The sequence below is a fragment of the Haladaptatus ordinarius genome, assembly GCF_054177595.1.
On record NZ_JBPEHH010000228.1, the window covers coordinates 1 to 2,634 of the forward strand.

A 2,634-nucleotide genomic window follows, 5' to 3' on the forward strand; every position below is an offset into this window, starting at 1 on the left:
CGATACCTTCTCGACTCTCCGCAGCGTTCGTAGGGTTCTTCGTCTCGCTTTCGGTGTCCTTCCGGTGTGAGACCGAGCTTTTGCTGCCGCCGTTATCGAGAGAGTGGACAACTAGCGACATTGAAGAAGGACTCTACCGAAGGATCATCTTGCAGGGTCGCTGAACTCATTCCACCTCAGCGTTCACCCTGCTCTTTGGTGTGCTAATCGTTCTATGACACCCTCACTATGAAGTAAGAGTCGAGGTTCTGTTACCGTCAGTTTGGAGCGAATTCGTACCTCTACATTCAGAACTGCCTGTCTGGGACTGGTCTCAGAAAGCTCCGAGAGAATCGGTCGTCAGTAGCCTGATTGAATCGTTTCCGATTGGAGTTTCCGAAAACGCAGTTCCCACCAACGCTCATTCGGAGAAAGGCAAGGAAAGCCGACCGCAAGGCCCTCACAACCAGCCAAACCTTGAGCGTCACATGATGGCGCAGGGAAGTTGTGTTGGCCAGGTGTGAGAGCGCAGTTAGATCATCGTACGGTGGAATAAAACACGTTCCGGTAGCACAAATACTGATTGTAGTAACCCACATACTCAAACGGACGGTACCAGTCAGCATGCTCCGACAGTTGCTCAATTCTGTAGTCAATAATCGGTGAGTCGGAGCTTCCCTTCGACCTCATAGAGATGGCCTTTCATGTAGAGCCGTTCGATGATATCCTCGGCAGCAGGGCGCTCAAGATCCTCTTCGTCGTTGAGAATTGCATACGCTTGCTCGTACGTGAGCTCTCCCGCATCCGGAAGTGCGGTCGCGAGCGCGTCGAGCGCATCCTGCGCGAGTGGGGTCAGTGGCGACGTCCCATTCGAACTCATTGCTATCTCTGGATTTGAGAGCCGTACAGGTAAGTACACGGGATACCACTAGAGAGGATGGATACCCCCCACTTCTCACGGTCAACTCCGAACCGAGCGCATCTTCCAAGGCGAACACTCTTGGGTTAGTATACTATACTAACCACCAATGCCCAACAAAATCAAACGTTCCGGCGATGGCCTCGCTCTCCAAGTCACAAAGCCTGCCCGAGCCGCTGGACTCATTGAAGAGAAAGATGACGAGCCCACTCGCTTCGCAGATATCCGCGTGTTTGCATTCGATGGCCTCCTTCTCGTCGTCGACATCAACCGCATCACAGATGAGAATATGGTCGAACTCGCAACGTCAGCCGCTTTAGACACCGTCTCGATCCACCGCGTTACAAACGCTTCACTCCAAATCGCAGGGAATGGCTATCAAGTGCAACTCCCCGGTGCTGCAGATGCTGGCTTTCACGTGGGTGACCGAGCGCCTTGTACGCCAGCGCCAAATCTGCTCGTGATTGCCGCAGAAGGATCGGGACGAGTGGCAGCCGATATAGTGACGATTAGAAAAGAGCAGGTCTGAGACCAAACGGACAGTTGTTAGTACAATATGCTAACTACCTCTTCTACTTAAGCCATATAACGATTCTCGAAATCGCACCAAAAATAGAGTTCACTTGAGTACCTCAAAGAGAGCTTCCGTCCTCCTCTCGAGCAATAGACGTAAACGGTATACCGATTGAGAAACGACTAGTGGGTATGAGTGACGCTGCGAAAAAGAATCTAGAAAATATGGGCCGAGAACTGCTCAAGCAGTCGCAGCACACACCGCTCGAAGCCCGGATGAAAGCATTCCTCGCCGACCACCAAGCTCCCGATGATCTAAAGAAAGCGCGGGAGCAAATAGCGAAAGGTACACCCATCTCTGATCTCGTCTCTGAAGACCGCGACGAACGTCTCTAATTACAAATGCCGTCTTACTTTTTCGATACCTCTGCCCTCGTGAAGCGCTACTATGATGAACAAGGGACAAACGTAGTTGACGCAATAATCGAACCAGTCGAGAATGACGTTCTCATCACTTCACTTGCGGTAATCGAAACCGTCTCTGCGTTTCGTCGAAAGCAGAACCGAGATTCAATCTCCCGCGACGAAGTCGATTCACTCCTTGCAGCATTCTTCCACGAAGCCCTCGAAAACTTCCAGATTGTTCCCCTGGACGAACAGTTGTTCGACTACGCCTTTGAGCTGATTCTTGAAGACGATCTTCGAACACTCGACAGTCTTCAACTCTCAGCTGCACGTGCGCTGGCGACCAACGTCGAAGATCTCACGTTCGTCTGTGCAGACAAAGAACTCGTGAGTGTCGCACAAGCAAAGGAGCTTCCAGCAATCAATCCCGCGACAGATGACGCCCAGTGACCGCCGGAAACAGATGGCACGAGCGCTTGCTCGCGGTGGAATGGAAGGCGTCCATATCCTGAGCCACGAAAGCGCGGCTGAAATCCTTACTCCAAAACGACGTGACCTCATCACATATCTCGCCGAGAACGAAGTTGCGTCAGTTCGTGATCTTGCACGAGGGTGTCATAGAAGAGTTCTCACACCGTGATCACGGTACTTCCCGGATTGTCTCCACGTTCGTAGTTGGTGATGGCGACGACGAGACGGAGGCACAGCGCGAGGAACACCTGCGCTCGTGCATGAACGCGGCCTCGGGCGTGCGTTCGCCCGAGGCCGCAGTCCTTGACTGATTCATTGGTTCGTTCAACCCCACTCCGCCGGTTGTA

6 protein-coding genes are annotated in these 2,634 nt (G+C 52.6%); 4 read left to right on the plus strand and 2 right to left on the minus strand.

Annotated features, from left to right (window positions below; translation table 11 throughout):
• Nucleotides 1-631 precede the first annotated feature (631 nt).
• Nucleotides 632-859, minus strand: coding sequence for a hypothetical protein (locus ACR3FF_RS26680; RefSeq protein ID WP_458191098.1), 228 nt, complete (start codon nt 857-859; stop codon nt 632-634).
• A 148-nt stretch (nt 860-1,007) separates the two neighbouring features.
• Here ACR3FF_RS26680 and ACR3FF_RS26685 point away from each other — a divergent pair, with 148 nt between their 5' ends.
• The 4 genes from ACR3FF_RS26685 (at nt 1,008) to ACR3FF_RS26700 (ending at nt 2,456) form a co-directional block, all read left to right on the plus strand.
• Nucleotides 1,008-1,427 carry a hypothetical protein gene (locus tag ACR3FF_RS26685; protein WP_458191099.1) on the plus strand — a complete coding sequence of 140 codons (420 nt, stop codon included), beginning with the start codon at nt 1,008-1,010 and terminating at the stop codon, nt 1,425-1,427.
• 176 nt (nt 1,428-1,603) lie between these two features.
• The gene (locus tag ACR3FF_RS26690; protein WP_076432782.1) at nt 1,604-1,807 is read left to right on the plus strand and encodes a hypothetical protein; all 204 of its coding nucleotides are present in this window, start codon (nt 1,604-1,606) and stop codon (nt 1,805-1,807) included.
• A 6-nt stretch (nt 1,808-1,813) separates the two neighbouring features.
• Nucleotides 1,814-2,266: a type II toxin-antitoxin system VapC family toxin gene (locus ACR3FF_RS26695; RefSeq protein ID WP_458191100.1), complete on the plus strand. Its 453-nt coding sequence runs from the start codon at nt 1,814-1,816 to the stop codon at nt 2,264-2,266.
• A 40-nt stretch (nt 2,267-2,306) separates the two neighbouring features.
• A complete protein-coding gene (locus tag ACR3FF_RS26700) occupies nt 2,307-2,456 on the plus strand; it encodes an HVO_A0114 family putative DNA-binding protein (RefSeq protein ID WP_458191102.1) in 150 nt (49 codons plus the stop codon).
• Here the strand turns inward: ACR3FF_RS26700 and ACR3FF_RS26705 are convergent.
• Nucleotides 2,446-2,634 (minus strand): transposase (locus ACR3FF_RS26705; protein WP_458191101.1); only part of this gene is annotated, 189 nt, incomplete at its 5' end. The genes ACR3FF_RS26700 and ACR3FF_RS26705 overlap by 11 nt on opposite strands.